General features: G+C 45.1%; 11 protein-coding genes and 1 pseudogene. 10 read left to right on the plus strand and 2 right to left on the minus strand.

What is annotated here, in order from left to right; translation table 11 throughout:
• Position 1: 1 nt before the first annotated feature.
• The 3 genes from nagA to ACW6QF_RS12645 are packed head-to-tail and all read left to right on the plus strand — an operon-like array spanning position 2 to position 2,990.
• Complete coding sequence (gene nagA, locus ACW6QF_RS12635; protein ID WP_456088095.1) at positions 2–1,186, plus strand: N-acetylglucosamine-6-phosphate deacetylase; 1,185 nt, start codon at positions 2–4, stop codon at positions 1,184–1,186.
• Positions 1,187–1,197: 11 nt separating this feature from the next.
• Positions 1,198–1,968, plus strand: coding sequence for a glucosamine-6-phosphate deaminase (locus tag ACW6QF_RS12640; protein ID WP_456088096.1), 771 nt, complete (start codon positions 1,198–1,200; stop codon positions 1,966–1,968).
• A gap of 14 nt (positions 1,969–1,982) precedes the next feature.
• Positions 1,983–2,990 (plus strand): Gfo/Idh/MocA family protein, encoded by a 1,008-nt coding sequence (locus ACW6QF_RS12645; RefSeq protein WP_456088097.1) that lies wholly within the window; start codon positions 1,983–1,985, stop codon positions 2,988–2,990.
• Positions 2,991–3,300: 310 nt separating this feature from the next.
• Here the strand turns inward: ACW6QF_RS12645 and ACW6QF_RS12650 are convergent.
• Positions 3,301–4,229: pseudogene (locus ACW6QF_RS12650) on the minus strand (IS256 family transposase).
• Positions 4,230–4,399: 170 nt separating this feature from the next.
• On the opposite strand from ACW6QF_RS12650, the gene ACW6QF_RS12655 reads away from it, so the two are divergent.
• The 6 genes from ACW6QF_RS12655 to ACW6QF_RS12680 all read left to right on the plus strand — a co-directional run bounded on the left by ACW6QF_RS12655 (position 4,400) and on the right by ACW6QF_RS12680 (position 11,122).
• On the plus strand, positions 4,400–5,212 hold the full coding sequence (locus tag ACW6QF_RS12655; RefSeq protein ID WP_456088098.1) for an alpha/beta hydrolase: 813 nt from the start codon (positions 4,400–4,402) through the stop codon (positions 5,210–5,212).
• A gap of 12 nt (positions 5,213–5,224) precedes the next feature.
• Positions 5,225–7,000, plus strand: a complete 1,776-nt coding sequence (locus ACW6QF_RS12660) for a hypothetical protein (protein ID WP_456088099.1) — start codon at positions 5,225–5,227, stop codon at positions 6,998–7,000.
• Positions 7,001–7,026: 26 nt separating this feature from the next.
• Entirely contained in the window at positions 7,027–7,911 is an 885-nt protein-coding gene (locus ACW6QF_RS12665; RefSeq protein WP_298548215.1) for a hydroxypyruvate isomerase family protein, read from the plus strand.
• 10 nt (positions 7,912–7,921) lie between these two features.
• Positions 7,922–9,058 (plus strand): glycoside hydrolase family 43 protein, encoded by a 1,137-nt coding sequence (locus ACW6QF_RS12670; protein WP_456088100.1) that lies wholly within the window; start codon positions 7,922–7,924, stop codon positions 9,056–9,058.
• Positions 9,059–9,114: 56 nt separating this feature from the next.
• Positions 9,115–10,014, plus strand: a complete 900-nt coding sequence (locus ACW6QF_RS12675; protein WP_298548219.1) for a YitT family protein — start codon at positions 9,115–9,117, stop codon at positions 10,012–10,014.
• Positions 10,015–10,648: 634 nt separating this feature from the next.
• Positions 10,649–11,122 carry an META domain-containing protein gene (locus tag ACW6QF_RS12680; RefSeq protein ID WP_456088101.1) on the plus strand — a complete coding sequence of 158 codons (474 nt, stop codon included), beginning with the start codon at positions 10,649–10,651 and terminating at the stop codon, positions 11,120–11,122.
• 358 nt (positions 11,123–11,480) lie between these two features.
• On the opposite strand, the gene ACW6QF_RS12685 is transcribed toward ACW6QF_RS12680, so the two are convergent.
• Positions 11,481–14,297: a M16 family metallopeptidase gene (locus ACW6QF_RS12685; RefSeq protein WP_456088102.1), complete on the minus strand. Its 2,817-nt coding sequence runs from the start codon at positions 14,295–14,297 to the stop codon at positions 11,481–11,483.
• Between the two features lie 186 nt (positions 14,298–14,483).
• Between ACW6QF_RS12685 and ACW6QF_RS12690 the strand changes: the two genes are divergently transcribed.
• A complete protein-coding gene (locus ACW6QF_RS12690; RefSeq protein WP_298548228.1) occupies positions 14,484–15,920 on the plus strand; it encodes a Gfo/Idh/MocA family oxidoreductase in 1,437 nt (478 codons plus the stop codon).
• The last annotated feature ends 48 nt before the right edge of the window (positions 15,921–15,968 follow it).

Genomic DNA, 15,968 nt, shown 5'->3' on the forward strand with positions numbered 1-15,968 from the left:
AATGGGGACGGTCATCAAAAATGTAAAATTGGTTCTTCCTAAAGGGAAAATTATTAGGGGGACTATTAAGTGGGATAAAGGAAAAATTGTATCTGTATCGGAAGGTGAAATATTATCTTCTGTAGAAGATCAAGTAATCGATGGAATGGATTTGTATCTTTCTCCAGGATTTATCGATTTACATACGCATGGTGGCGGAGGATATGATTTTATGGATGGGACAGTTGAGGCCTTTTTAAAATCTGCAGAAATGCATGCTAAGCATGGTACAACGTCTTTATTGCCCACGACATTGACAAGTACTAATGAAGAACTATATTTAATGTTTGAGATCTATAAAATTGCTAAGTCTTGTAATCATATCGGAGCCAGTTTTGTGGGTTTGCATTTGGAAGGTCCTTATTTTTCGTTTAATCAGCGAGGAGCTCAAGACCCAAAATATCTGAAAAAACCTTCTCCTGAGGAGTATATAAAGATATTAGATGCTTCTGACGATATTGTTCGTTGGAGTTTGGCTCCAGAATTAGATGGGGCCTTGGATATGGGTCGGGAACTTTGTCGTAGAAAGATACTTCCTTCTATTGCTCATACGGATGCCATTTATGAAGAAACAATAAAAGCATATCAGGTTGGATTCCGACATATTACGCATTTATATTCAGGGATGTCTACTATTATTCGTAGGAATGCCTTTCGATACGCAGGTGTTCTCGAAGCAGCTTACATGCTAGATGATATGACTGTTGAAATAATTGCGGATGGAGTTCATTTGCCTAAGAGCTTATTGCAGTATGTGTATAAGTTTAAAGGTCCCGAACGGATTGCTTTGATTACAGATTCTATGCGGGGAGCAGGAATGCCAGATGGACCTTCGATTTTAGGGAGTGTAAAGGATGGCCAGCCGGTAATTGTAGAAGATGGAGTAGCAAAACTTTTTGATAGAACCGCGTTTGCAGGAAGTGTTGCAACAGCGGACAGATTGGTCCGAACAATGATTCAAGTTGCAGAAGTCCCTCTGACGGATGCCGTTAGAATGATGACCGAAACGCCAGCTCGGATTATAGGGATAGATCATAAAAAAGGTGCTATATCTGTGGGGATGGATGCAGACTTGGTACTATTTGACGATAATATCAATATTTGTATGACAATTGTTGAAGGGAATATAGTGTATAATGTTTTATAAATAGATCAATTATGGAGTTGGTAAAAGATGAATTGAAGATAAAAATATTTGATACTCGTGAACGAATGGGAAGAGCTGCTGCTGATGATGTTGCGTTTTGTATAAAAAAATTGTTAGCTCAAAAAGAATGTATTAATATGATTTTTGCAGCAGCTCCTTCTCAGAATGATTTTTTAGAAGCTTTGATTGATGATAAAACTATAGAATGGGAACACATTAATGCTTTCCATATGGATGAGTATATTGGATTGGAGTCGAATGCTCTTCAAGGATTTGGCAATTTTTTGAAAGAACGTATTTTTGATAAGGTCCCTTTTAAATCCAAGTTTTATATAAATGGTCAATCGGATAATTTGCAGGAAGAATGTGAACGATATACTGGGCTATTGAATTCATATCCTGTCGATATTGTTTGTTTAGGGATTGGAGAGAACGGACATATTGCATTTAATGATCCTCATGTAGCTCGTTTTAATGATAGTGAAAGGGTTAAAATTGTTTCACTGGATAACAAATGTAGAATGCAGCAAGTTCATGACGGTTGTTTTTCGACGTTGGAAAGAGTCCCAATGAGTGCATTTACTTTAACGATTCCAGCGTTAATTGCTGCTAAATATATGTTTTGCATTGTTCCCTCTAAAACGAAGAATATAGCAGTTTTTAATACAATTAATGGACCAATATCGGAATCATGTCCGGCAAGTATCTTGCGAAAAAAAGAAAATGCGATTCTGTATTTGGATTCAGATAGCTCTGAGTTATTGAATAAAAGTGTAAACTGAAAAAATGTAATGATATGAGAACTGAAAAATTAGTAATGATTTGTCTGATGTGTATTGCTTCGTTTGCAATACAGGCACAAAAAGTTATAAAAATTGGTATAATTGGGTTAGACACATCTCATTCTCCTGCATTTATAGGATTGCTTAATAGTGAAGATCCTAAACCCGAACATGAAGGATTCAGAGTTGTTGCAGCTTATCCTTATGGATCGAAAACTATAGAAAACAGTTTTAAGCGTATTCCAGTATATACAGAGAAAGCTAAAGAGAATGGGGTAGAAATAGTCTCTTCTATTACGAAATTGTTAGAAAAGGTGGACTGTGTCATGTTGGAAACTAATGATGGTAATTTACATTTAGAGCAAGCTATTGAGGTTTTGAAAAGCGGGAAACCGATGTTCATAGATAAACCTGTCGCTGCTGATCTGGTCGATGCAATAGCAATATTTAAATTGGCAGATCAATATAATGTTCCGATTTTCTCTTCTTCAGCTTTGCGTTTTGTCCCTAAAAACGTGGATTTAAGAAATGGAAAGTATGGAAAAGTATTAGGTGCTGATTGTTATTCCCCTGCTCCGAGTGAACCTTCACATCCTGATTTTTCTTGGTATGGTATTCATGGTGTGGAAATTTTATATACAATTATGGGAACAGGCTGTAAAGAAGTAGTTCGTATGTCTTCAGAAGGTACAGATGTTGTAACCGGACTTTGGGAAGATGGACGACTTGGTACTTTTAGAGGTAATAGAACGGGTAAACATGTCTATGGTGGTACTGCCATTTGTGATTCCGGGGCAGTTATTGCTGGTGGTTATGAAGGCTATGCTTGTTTGTTAACAGAGATTTTGAAATTCTTTAAAACAAAGCTGGTTCCTGTAAGTGCAACTGAGACTCTTGAACTTTTTACTTTTATGGCAGCATCTAATGAAAGTAAGCGATTAGGCGGGAAACCTGTTTCAATGAAGCAAACATTTGAAAAAGCGGAGAAGCAAGCACAAAAAAAATTGAGTAAGCTGAAATAGGGAGATATAACTTATGGCATCTAATGTAATGTTAACAAGGTGTGGTTTCCTATTTGAGGCAGCAAGTCTTGGTATAGGTAGCGCGTTGAGTATAGGTGTATTATTAAGTTTTTATGTGGATAAAGAGAAATAAATATTTTTGCATCCGGATGAATGAATTGTATATACATTAAATTTAGAAAGTAATAGTTTGCACAATTTATATATGAGCAAAGAAGTAATAGAATATGGTTGGGTATGATTTTTGAATTTTGTGACACTGTCCAAAATTTTGTGTAAATGGAAACAGGATTCAGTTGTAAGTTCCCTCTTATATCTGGATTCTGTTTTCAAAAATAAGCATGAATTGGTTCATAATCAATCTCCAGTTATGAATTGGCTGTGTCCATTTCTTCTCAATTTCCATCAATGATAGATATACTGTTTTTTTCACGGTATCATCAGAAGGGAATGAAAGCTTTAATTTCGTGTACTTTCTGATTTCCAGCGGAAACTGGAAGAAAACAGGCAAGTCATCCCAGTTGTTTCTCCATGAGAGTATGGCATACGGGTACTTTCCTTCCCATTTCCTTTCCAGATTATCAAGTTCCGCGGCGGCAACCTCTTTATTGGGTGCGTTATAGATATTCTTCATATCTGCCGTAAACCCTTTCTTGTCCTTATAATCGACATATTTACAGGAGTTTTTAATCTGATGTACCACACAGATTTGAATGGATGACTGAGGGAATACAGTACGGATGGTATCCGTAAATCCGTTCAGATTATCGGTACAGGTAATCAGTATGCCCTGTACTCCACGCGCTTTCAAATCAGTCAGTGCCCCCATCCAGAAAGAGGAACTTTCCGATTTGCCGATGCACATGCCAAGAACCTCTTTCAGGCCGTTCTGTTTCATACCCACACAAAGATAAACGGTCTTGTTTATGACCTTGCCGTTATCCCGTGCCTTGAAGACGATGCCGTCCATCCAGACTATCAGATAAATAGGATCCAAAGGGCGGTTCTGCCATTCCTGCGCAGACTGATTCTCTTTGGATAGCTGCCATTGCGTGAATTTCCGCTATTATTACCGGCTATGGAATTCTTTTCATAGCCTAAATGAGCATCCATCTCACTCTCCAATACTTGGGCATGCAACTGCTTCAGAAACTTACTCACATCGGCTTCTGTCTTGAACTGGCTAAGGAGCTCCTTGCTTAATACCTCATCAGGCATTACTTGATTCTTTTCTTTCATAATCTTCGTCATTCTGTAAATGGAAAATATTTTATAGTACCTATTTTTTTGTAGACTACTTTTTTGGGGTATTATTTCTTTTTGTCCCCCTCTATAGGTGGATTTGTTTTTTTTCGTTACATTAGCACCTGTTTTTAATAACTCAGTTAATGATTAAGAATTAATACCTTATGAAACACATTCTTTTACTTCTCTTATCGCTCTTTGCACCCGTGGTATGGGGGCAGCAGGTGGAACAGTTCAAGCTTTGGCCGGATAAGCCGGAAGCGAGCGAAGCGGAAATTTTTGTCTATCATCCGGCGAAGGGCAAGAAAGCGGCTCCTGCGGTGCTGATATGTCCGGGGGGCGGATATAGGGGGCTGGCGATGAACCATGAAGGGCATGATATGGCGAAATGGTACGCTTCGAACGGGTTTGTTGCAGTCGTTTTGAAATACAGGATGCCAGAGGGCGTGCATACGATCCCGCTGAGCGATGCGGAGAAAGCAATGTCTCTTATCCGGGGCAATGCAGCCAAATGGAACCTGGATGCGAATAAAGTCGGAGTGATCGGCTCGTCGGCAGGCGGACATCTGGCAGCCTCACTCAGTACGCTTGCGGCAGATGCCAACCGGCCGGACTTTGCGATCCTTTATTATCCGGTGATCAGCTTCGATAATATGACGACACATGGCGGTTCCAAAAAGAATCTTTTAGGGAAGGATATCGAGAATAAGGAACTGATCGACCGTTATTCCTTGCAGAAACAGGTGGATGATAAGACACCGAAGACTTTGCTTCTGCTGAGCGATGACGATCAGTCTGTGCCGCCGTTGAACTCCATCCTTTATTATACGGCGCTGAATGAACACCATATCCCGGCTTCCCTCTATATGTTCCCGAACGGAGGACACGGTTGGGGATTCCGGCATGACTTCACCTACTATCAGGAAGTGAAAGACCTGATACGGAAATGGCTTGCCTACATAAAAATAACCGATTAATCACCAGATATCATGAAACCGATTACACTATTACTGGCCGCAGGCTCCCTGCTGCTGAGCGCACAAGGACTTTCCGCACAGACGGACGGTTCCGGGAAAAAGGAATATTGGAATGCAAATACCCTCTTGATCCCTTATCGGCTGCCGCCTGCTCCCGCAGGGTACAAGCCTACCTATATAGACTTGGACGGTGACGGTGATCCGGATATCCTGCGTACGGTGACGGCCAACGGCATTCCGGTGCAATGGATCGATGACGACGACGATATGCAGTACGGCGACCTGGAAGGCGATACCGATAACGACTGCTTGATGATAGACCGTAATAAGGACGGTGTCTACGGCGGTTACGGCGACCTTATCATCGACTGGGTGGGCGAAGATGAAGACGGTAATCCGGCCATGCAGGTCGTTGTCGACAATATCCCCGAAGCAGACCGGATGAAGACCGGCAACGGACATTATATGTGGGTGGTGGATACGGACAAGGACGACGTGTTCAACTATATCGACTGGAACACGTTCACCCTCCGCTGCTGGATACATAACGGCCTGTCGGATTTCTACGAAGACTATAACGGGAAGAGCACTTTCATGAAGATACACAGCACGACCGAACGTGTGAACGATGTCCGTATGAACTGGGAAAACCCCTTCTTGTTCTATGATCCCGACAATGACGGACTGACAGAGATGGCGATCCGATTCTGCGACTCTCCCAAGATCGTGAAAGAGAACGGACAGGCCAATTCCGTCCTTTCCGGTAATATCGACTGGGTTTCCGTTTCGATGGATACGGATAACGACAATGCGCCGGGCAATGAGTTCGATTTCGATATGACCATTCATTTTATAGGTTCCGGCTTCAACTATGAAAACCAGAAACATATCAACAAGAACCTGCGCGGACTTCCCGAAGCCGATACGTTCTTCCTCGATGCCCGTTGGCGTAAGCTTCCGGAACTGTTGTATCCGGATCATGATGCCGCCTGGGATCTGACATTCAAAGAAGGTAAATGGGATAAAGTTTGGTTTACTTACGATGAGGACGACGATTGCAATCGTTGGGAACGTGTGGAGTTGTATCAGCCGCGAGATCCGTTCAAGGTAGGAAAGAACCAAGGTGGAATTGACAATAACGGACAGGCTGATCCGGCGGGTGACCGGGGTGAATGGGATGAAGACAATTCCGGCCACGGGCAGTTGTATGTCAGCCCGATAGACGGCAAGATCCACCTGTACGGAGCCGAATGGGGTTGCTGGCGCATCGACCAGAATGCCCGTTACTATCAGGGAATGGGTGGAATCTATGACGGTTACGGTCCGAAACGCATCGAGACCGAGCCGACCGTGTTTCCGACTGTCAAATATACGGATACGGACAATAACGGCTTCTTCGACCTGATGGAGTTCGACCTGGATGGCGACAAGGTGTTCGAACAACGCCTTTCCATGAAAGAGTTGGGGCTGGACGACCGTTGCCAGGTGATCAATACCGCTTCCATGAAGTACGAAGATTTTGTCGATCTCGAATCGAAAGTCTCCGACGCCATGTGGAAGAATGCCGAGAAAGCGGTCGAGGTGGCAAAAGCCAAAAAACTGAATACCAAATGGTATGCTTTGATGTTGCAGCCTAAATCCACTCGTGAACGCTATCACTATGGCTTCTGGTTGCAGTTCTATCTGTACAATGACCTGAAAGATCTGGCCGGGCGGACAAACGACAAGGCGTTGGCAAGCGTAATTGACAAGGCTTATTTGCAAGGCAAATGGGAGCTGATTAAATAATTTATTAACTTAAGAACAAGAATAGTATGAAAAACATTTCGAGAAGAACCGCCATTAAGACGGTGTTGGCAGGAAGCGCAGCGATGGCTGTGTCCGGTATGGAAGCAGCAGCTCCCGCAAAGAAGAAGAAAGTAGAGAAACCTGAACCGCTGAAAGGCAATATCCGCCATTCCGTGAGCAAATGGTGTTTCGGCAGTTATCCGTTGGATGAATTTTGTGAGATTTGTAAAAACATAGGAATCGAATCGATCGAACTGCTCGACCCGAAAGACTGGCCTGTCGTGCAGAAACATGGTTTGACCGTTGCGATGGCGCAGGGCGCGGGCTTAGGCATCGACCGGGGGTTCAACGATCCCAAGTTGCATGACGAGCTGGTAGCCAGTTATGAACAAGTCATTCCGATGGTGGCCGAGGCCGGACTGACGAACCTGATCTGTTTCGCCGGACGCCGGAACGGTGTGACCGACTTGCAGGGGTGGGAGAACTGCGAGAAAGGGCTGAAGCGTCTGATGCCGATAGCCGAAAAATATAATGTCGTTCTCACAATGGAGCTTCTGAACAGCATCGGGCATAAGGATTACTTGTGCGACCATACCGTTTGGGGAGCGGAACTGTGCCGCCGTATCGGTTCGCCGAACTTCAAGTTGCTGTATGATATCTACCATATGCAGATCATGGAAGGAAACGTGATCGATCATATCCGGAAATATCACCAGTATTTTTCTCATATCCATACCGGAGGCGTTCCCGGCCGTGCAGAGATTGACGAAACGCAGGAGCTCTACTATCCGGCTATCATGAAAGCGATTGTGGAAACCGGCTATAAAGGTTTTGTCGGACAGGAATTTGTCCCGAAGCAGGAAGACAAGATCGCTTCGCTTGAGAAATGTATCCGTATCTGTGATGTATAAACAGCCAAGTATGAAACGAATTGCTATTTATCCTCTGCTGTTGCTCTTCGCTTTGTGCGGATGTAAAGGGAAAAATGAGGCTTCACAGGTCGGGAATGTATTTAAACCCGGTGAAATCTGGCCGGACAATAACGGCGTGCACATCAATGCTCATGGCGGCGGTATGTTGCAGCAGGGCGATACCTATTATTGGTTCGGCGAGCACAAGACGGAAGGTGAAGGGGGGAATGTAGCCCAGGTCGGCGTCCATTGCTATTCTTCCAAAGACTTATATAACTGGAAAGACGAGGGAATCGCTTTGTCTGTTTCGGACGACGAGTCGAGTCCGATCGTAAGAGGTTGCATTCTGGAACGGCCGAAGGTTATTTTCAATAAAAAGACGGGTAAGTATGTGATGTGGTTCCATCTCGAACCGAAAGGCGCCGGTTATACGGGGGCCAAAAGCGGTGTGGCTGTCAGCGAAAAGGTTACAGGACCGTACAAGCTGCTGTCTGCCGATCGTCCGAACGCCGGTTGCTGGCCGAAGAATGTGTTGGATATCCATAAAGGTCCGGTTCCCGAAGAATCGAAGAAAGGTTTCGGTGGCGGCGGCCTGCCTGCGCATCCCGACACGTTGAACCTGTTAGGTCGCGATTTCGAGAGCGGGCAGATGGCACGTGACATGAACCTGTTTGTCGACGACGATGGGAAGGCTTATCATATCTACGCTTCGGAGGATAACAGCACGTTGCATATTTCCGAACTGACGGACGATTATACGGCTTGCTCCGGCAATTACGCCCGTTTCTTCGTCGGTCGTTTTATGGAAGCGCCTGCCATGTTCAAGAAAGACGGCAAGTATTACCTGATCATGTCCGGTTGCACCGGCTGGGCGCCGAATCCGGGCCGTTCCGCTGTCGCATCCTCTATCTGGGGGCCTTGGAAAGAGTTGGCGAACCCGTTTGTGGGAGCCGATTCGGAAACCTCTTTCCACTCGCAGAGCACTTATGTGCTGCCTGTTCCCGGCAAGTCCGGACAGTTCATCTACATGGGAGACCGCTGGACACCGAAAAATGCCATAGACGGCCGTTATATCTGGTTGCCTATCCGTTTCGAGGGAGAGCAGCCGGTTATCGAATGGAAAGACGAGTGGGGAATTGGCAATTGACAATGGATAATTGATAATTGTTTAGTACTTTTGCAGCCGCATAAAACAAACAAAGAATGAATTCAACATTGTCGATTAAGTCTAACCTTTTTAAGATTAGAGAATTAAAGGATTACTTGGGGATTGCCTTAGGTATGATTTTGTACGGTATAGGATGGACCGTTTTCCTGTTGCCGAACGATTTGCCTTCGGGGGCTGTTCCGGGTATCGCTTCTATTGTTTATTGGGGGACAGGCTTGCCTGTGCAGTACACTTATTTTGCCATTAACGGCCTCTTGTTGTTGCTTTCGTTGAAAGTCTTGGGTTGGAAGTTCAGTATGAAGACAGTGTATGCGGTTTTCGTCCTGACGTTTTTCCTGTCTGTGATACAGCGGTTGACTGCCGGACTTCAACTGTTGCAGGACCAGCCTTTTATGGCTTGTATTTTGGGTGCTATCTTTTGTGGCGGCGGTATCGGTATCGCGTTTGCATCGAACGGCAGTACGGGCGGAACGGATATTATTGCGGCTATAGTCAACAAATACCGGGATGTCAGCCTGGGGCGTATGATTATGTTCTGTGATATGATCATCATCGCGTCCAGTTATTTTGTGTTGCACGATTTGGAGAAAGTCGTTTACGGGTATGTGACGTTGTTCGTTACCGGTTATATGATCGACCAGGTTGTCAACAGTTCCCGGCAGTCGGTGCAGTTCTTCATCATTTCCGGTAAATACGAAGAGATCGGCAGGGAGATTAATGCTTTGCACAGGGGCGTGACTGTAATCGACGGGACCGGACTTTATACGGGAAAGCAAGTGAAGATGATGTTTGTTTTGGCAAAAAAGAGCCAATCCAATACGATCTTCCAAATCATCAATGACATCGATCCGAGAGCTTTCGTTTCGCAGAGTGCCGTTATCGGTGTGTATGGTGAAGGATTCGACCATTTCAAAGTGAAGAAGAAAACTAATTGATTTTAACACGGATTACGTGTTATCTATCCGATACAGCATAGATAACACGTATATCCGGTAAAGGGTTGCTTAATAGCTTAACCAGGTCTACAAATATAAAGCATATTTTAAGAAGTTGTTGATTTTTCAATCATTTTCAATATTCAGTATAAAAAAACGAATTATGGAATGATGATTTATAGGTTTGGAATCCGCCCTTACTTATTGGTTTCCTAAAATCCCCATTGATCATTTATATGTTACAATTTGCCAGGACGTTTCTCTTCGCTGCCTCCGCCTTTACCTGTGTCCATGTCTGTATATCCGTTGTATTTTAGGTTTGTATACTTGTGTCTGATTAATTTTATCGATTTTGATATTATATTTTGTTATATCGTGATAATTAATTACTTTTGAAAAGTGTTGGCCTTGGAGCTAAACCGAAGTTCGAGATCTTTTAACTATGTATTTGCCCCGTTCCTAACGAATACAAATGAGAGTGTATGTATTTGTACTTGATGCCTTGCTTTTATGCAGGATATGGATTTAAATTTTGTAATCCGACATGTAAAACAGCAATAAATGAAAGGAGTTGACCTATTGTTGCCTTTTGACTTTTCTATTTGATTTATTAACTTGTAATTATAATAAAACGATGGCAAATATAAGTTTGAAATTACTGATAAAAATATCTCTGTTATTTTGTTTGGCTCTCTGTATCGCTTGTGACAGCGATTCGGAAACTCCTCCTCAAAAGGAGATTCCGATTGAAACAGAACTGCAATGGCAATTGAGCGCAATCATTGAAAATGGAGAAAAACTGGCAACTCCCGGAAATTGTATGTCCGCATATTTGATTTTTGAGGAGAATGATAAGTTTTGTGGTTTAGTCGGAGTAAATCATTTGGATGGAACATTCGACATGGACTCTATATCAGGGAAAATATCATTCAAATATATAATGACTCAAGTGGTTAGCATGGATGAAAATGTTATTGAATTCGAAAGAATGTATATGACTCTATTTTATAAAATTGTATCTTATACTTCTTCAGACGATAATTTGAAGTTGTATTATGGGGATAATAGCTATTTGGAATATCAATCAAAAGAAATAGAACTAAAATGAAAATCAGTATCTTCTTCAACAAAGGAATGCTACTATAGATTCATATGAAGTGTCACTTCCCAAAACAATAACAGAGCTGAATGCAGAAAACCCTATCGATAAAAAGAACGGTTTAGCATCACGTTTTGCCTATCCGATACCAGTCAATTGGGATATGACAAATACAGGCACATAATCGGCTCGAAAAAAATTTCTGTAACTCGTTAGTTATCTATAGATAAGAAAACAATCATACTCATAATTAGAAAATTGAATATGATTGTTTTCTTTATTTTCACTACTAAAGTGATATTGGAATACCCGATATTTCATATCAATCGGGATAACAACGACAAAATGCTCACGTCAGTTGTAGACGTCACGGCTCCATCACCACCTCGATCCGGTTGCCCTGTCCTAACAATTTCTTGGCGAATGCTTGTATTTTGGCTGGCGTGATGCCTTTTATCGTTTCTTCGTATGTCGTCTCGCCGTTGAACCCGCGGAAGTAATAATTATCCAAAGTCGTCAGCCAGTAAACATTCTCCTGCAGGTTCTCTGCGTGGCGTTTCAGGATATTGTCTCGGCTCTTCTTGAAATCTTCTTCGCGCGGTCCGGATTGGACGATGTTATCCAGTTCCGTGCGGACGATAGCGTTCATCTTTTCCCGTTTGGCAGGGTCCGTATCGAAATAGGCTTGCAGGAATGTTTGTCCTTCCGGGAAGGAAGATATCTGTGCGGAAGTCTGCACGCCATAAGTTCCGCCTTCGTCCTCGCGTACCTTTTCCATGTAGACCAGATCCAGAATCTGCTTCAACATAGTGGCAGTGAGGATGTTTTCAAGGTTATATTCCATCTTACCGGACCAGAAGTCGACGACCGACGCCTTCGGTGTTTCCAGGGCGCGTTTGAAGATATTCGTGTATTCGCCCTTGCGGATAGCCGGTACTTCGGCGGGGTTGGCTTTCTCGACGCGTCCTTTGGACGGGAGCGTCGCCAGGTATTGTTCCACAAAAGGACGGATGCTGTCTGTGTCGATATTTCCGACGAACGTAAAGACAAAGTCCGAAGCGTCGGCAAACCGTTCTTTATACATCTCCATGATACGCGGGTAGCTGATCTGCTTGAAATCGCCGGCCGTGATGCGGGCGGCACGCGGGTTATTGTTGTAAATCGCCTTTGTCAGCGTGTCGCTGAACGCCACCATCGGGTTCAGTTCCAGGTTCTTCAACTGTGCGATCATACGGTTTTCGAAGGAAGCATAAGCCTCTTCATCCATACGCGGAGCCGTGAAATAGAGATAAACCAGTTCGAACAAGGTTTTCAGGTCGGTGGGAGCGGCATAACCGTTTACATTTTCCGTATTCAGGCCGATGGAGGGAGAGCAGGAGACTTTCTTCCCTGCCAATACCTTGTTCAGATCGGTTGCCGGGAAATTGCCGACTCCGCCAAGCGTAATGACATCGTTGAATACTTTCAGATTGTCGATGTCTTTCGCTCCGAACAAGGTGCTGCCGCCGGGGCTGGTGGCCGTCATCAGGATTTCGTCTTTCTTGAAGTCCGTATGTTTCAGTACGACCTTGATGCCGTTTCTGAGTGTCAGGACGGTCGCACCGAACAGCGGATCCGTCTTCATCTCCCTGATCTTTCCCGGAGCGGGCAGCTGCGGGATCAGCGGTTCGTTGGAAACTGTTTCTTGATAGGGTTCGACCGGTAATTGCTGCGCCTTGATGAAGTCTTCCAATAATTGGGTCTCGGTCGGATATTTCATGCCTGCCTTGTCAGGGCCGGTGAGGCCGATTACGATGTTCTTGTCGCCGATCAAGCTCTGGGCGTATTGGTTCACCTGTTCGACCGGTATTTGCGGTGCGATCTGGCTGATCAGCTGATATTCCGTTTCGATACCCGGAATATAGCCGCCGTCCGTAAAGTGGCGGACATATTCGTTTGTATAGGAGCGGTTCTTTTGTTTGTCGCGGTCGTTGAAGAGCGATTCGTATTGTTTCAGGACATTGATACGGGCACGGTCGTATTCGGATGCCGTGAATCCGTACCGTTTCACCCGTTCCGTCTCCGTCACAAGCGCGTCGAGCGCCTTGTTTATCTCGCCTTCCTTTACCAGGGCGGCAACCGTGAAAGCGCCTTTTGTCTTGGCGATCATGAAATCGCCGTCCGAAGCCTGGGCGGCGACAAAAGGAGGATCCGCTTTTTGCATCATCTCGGCAAAGCGTTCGTTTATCATCGTTTCGACGACATTCTCCATGTAGTCCTTCATCAACCCTGCGGCGGTGGCATACAGCTCTTTCGGCATCTTGTCGTGCTTATAGAATATGGAAAGGATCATATTGGAAGCCTCCTTGTCCGTGGCGATGGAAATAAGCGGTTTGTCATTGTCCGCCACCTTCGTATATTCCCGCGTGGCCGGATTTGCCGGAGCCGGGATATCGGCAAAGATACGTTTTACGGCCGCTTCCACCTTGTCTACCTCTATATCCCCTACAATGATAATAGCCTGCAGGTCGGGACGATACCATTTCTTATAATAAGCCCGGAGCTCCTCCGGCTTGAAATTGTTGATCACGTCGATCGTTCCGATCGGCATCCGGTGTGCATATTTGTTGTCCGGGAACATTTTCGGCAGCTGCTGTTCCCAGATACGCGCCTGGGCATCCTGCCGCGTGCGCCATTCCTCCCGGATCACGCCCCGTTCCTTTTCGATGGCCGTATCTGCGAGCGTGATGAAGCCCGACCAGTCGTGCAGGATCAGCAGGCAGGAGTCGATGACGCTCTCGCGGGTGACCGGAGCGTTCATGATCATGTAAACCGTTTCGTCGAAACTTGTATAAGCGTTGAAGTTCTCGCCTCCGCGCATCCCGATGCTCTCGGTAAATTCATCCATGCCGTGTCCGGGGAAGTTCTTGGTCCCGTCGAACGCCATGTGTTCGAGGAAATGGGCCAGTCCGCGCTGGTTCTCCTCTTCCAGGATCGACCCGACATTCTGGGCGATAAAGAAATCCGCGCGTTCTTTCGGTTGTGCGTTGTGGCGGATGTAATAGGTTAACCCGTTGTCGAGCTGTCCGTATCTCACTTTCGGGTCTACGGGCAGGGGTTGTATTTCCGGTTGCTGCGCTGCCAAGCGGAAGGCGGCAAGTATCCAAAGGAGGCATCCGATGGATAGAATCTGTCTGATCTTCATATCTTTTTTGTTTTCATTTTTAATAGAACAAATGTATATAGTTTTTGTTACAAAATGCCAAACGTGCCTTTCTTTCTTTTTACTTGTAAAAATCCTTGAGAAAGTTTTTGTGTAAGAAAAAAATATCTACTTTTGTGAAGTTGTTATGTGCACGCAAACATTAATAATTTATCTAATATATTTACCATGAAATCTGAAGATATTTCACGTCGCTCGTTCCTGAAACGGGCAGCCGCCCTTTCAGCTGCGGCAGCAATTCCTTCTTTCTGGATTCCGTCCAAGGCCAATGCCATGCCGGGTGTTCCTTTTGTCAGTGCCAATGAAAAAGTGAGAATCGCTTTTATCGGTATCGGTAACCGTGGAGGCGAGATCGCGCAGGAACTGTACAAAACCGGTTTGTGCGAAGTCGTTGCACTTTGTGATGTAGATATGGGGGCTCCTCATACTCAGAAACTTATTTCCATGTTCCCGAAAGTTCCGCGTTTCCAGGATTTCCGTCAGATGTTCGACCAGATGGCTGACAAGATCGACGCCGTAACAGTCGGTGTGCCTGACCACGCGCATTTCCCGATCACGATCGAGGCGATGGCTCATGGAAAACACGTATATGTAGAAAAACCGATGGCCCGCACCTTCCAGGAAATCGAAGTGATGATGCGTGCCGAAAAGAAATTCGGTGTCGTTACCCAGATGGGTAACCAAGGGCACTCCGAAGCCAACTACTTCCAGTTCAAGGCATGGAAAGAAGCCGGCCTGATCAAAGACGTTACCGCTATCACGGCTCACATGAACTCTCCGCGCCGCTGGCATAACTGGAACCCGAACATCACGCACATGCCGATGGGCGAACCGGTTCCTGAAACATTGGATTGGGACACTTGGTTGGGCGTTCGTCCGTTCCACGAATATAATCACGATTACCATTTGGGACAGTGGCGTTGCTGGTACGATTTCGGTATGGGCGCGTTGGGCGACTGGGGAGCCCACATCATCGATACTGCCCACGAATTCCTGGATCTCGGCCTGCCGACGGAAGTAAACCCGTTGTATCTGAAAGATCACAACCCGTTCTTCTTCCCGATGTCTTCCCGCATCCTGTTCAGATTCCCGGAAAGAAAAGAGATGCCGGCTGTCGATATTACCTGGTATGACGGTTTGGATAATATTCCTCCTGTTCCTGAAAACTACGGTTCTTCCGATGTCGATCCGAATATCCCGACGGTTGCCGGTGGCAAACTTCAGTTGGCTAAACTGAACCCGGGTAAGGAAATCTATACGAAGACTCTGACATTCAAAGGCGGTTCTCATGGCAGCACTTTGTCAGTGATCCCTGATCAGGTAGCTAAGGATATGAATCCGAAATTGCCGGAATACCAGAAGAGCCCGTCCAACCACTATGCAAACTTCCTGTTGGCTTGCCAAGGCAAGGAAAAGACCCGTTCTCCGTTCTCTATCGCAGGTCCGTTGAGCCAGGTATTCTGCCTCGGCGTATTGGCGCAGCGCATGAACCGCAAGATCGTGTTCGACCGCGATACGAAGCAGATCGTGAACGATCCGGTTATGAACCAGATGCTGGTCGGCGAAATGCCGCGTAAAGGCTGGGAACAGTATTATAATATTTAAGATAGTTTCTAAGATCGTTATTCATAACGGTTGATTGTTTGAGAAGGC

The organism is Parabacteroides sp., from assembly GCF_977054455.1.